This window comes from Psychrobacter halodurans (genome assembly GCF_017498075.1).
Classification (GTDB): Bacteria; Pseudomonadota; Gammaproteobacteria; order Pseudomonadales; family Moraxellaceae; genus Psychrobacter; species Psychrobacter celer.
This window is the reverse complement of sequence record NZ_JAGBKN010000060.1, coordinates 1-641: the sequence shown is the minus strand read 5'-3', so window position 1 is coordinate 641 and position 641 is coordinate 1. Positions and strand designations below refer to the sequence as shown.

General features: G+C 52.3%; 1 pseudogene. It reads right to left on the bottom strand.

Going from position 1 to position 641, the window contains the following annotated elements:
- Window positions 1-641, bottom strand: a pseudogene (locus tag J3491_RS11925) (hypothetical protein); the annotation flags it as partial.

Sequence of the window (641 nt, the reverse complement as noted above, 5' to 3'; positions counted from 1 at the left end):
GTTTGAGCGCCTACTGTGATCGCGCCTGTGCCTGCGTCTTGACGGACAATACCGGTGCGACCAGCATTGATGTCTGCGATGTCATCAGTGTTGGTGGTAGTACGACCATCTAGGTTCTCTAAGGCTGAGCCGACGTTGTTGACGGTGATGTTAGTGCCGGTGTTAGTACCGTCATCAAGCTTATAGCTTAGGTCATTAATTGTGCCTGTGGCTGCGTCATAGTTTGCACCGCCGCCTAAGTTGCTTGCTGTGCTGTTACCTAAAGCGTCAGTCTTCGCGTCACCTGCACTTGCTATCGCGTCTAGTTGGCCTTTGTTAATGGCTTGGTCAGCTGCAGTTGCGTCAGCCACACCACTGATCTGCCCCGTCGTTCCGTCCAATACGATGTTGTTAGTCACTGGGTTAGAGGGGTCGGTGTTGTCAACGCCGCTGACACTGATGTTACCTGCGCCTACTGTGGTCACGTTGTTGCCATTTGTGATGGTTGAACCGGCAGCAGTATAGTCCGCGCTGTTGTTATTGTCATCAACCACGCTTGTACCAGCAGTGGTGATGGTGGTTGCATTGCCTGCACCATCATCAACTTTGACACCATCGCTATTAGTGACGGTGTTGCCGGTGGTTACGCTGTCAACAGCAAT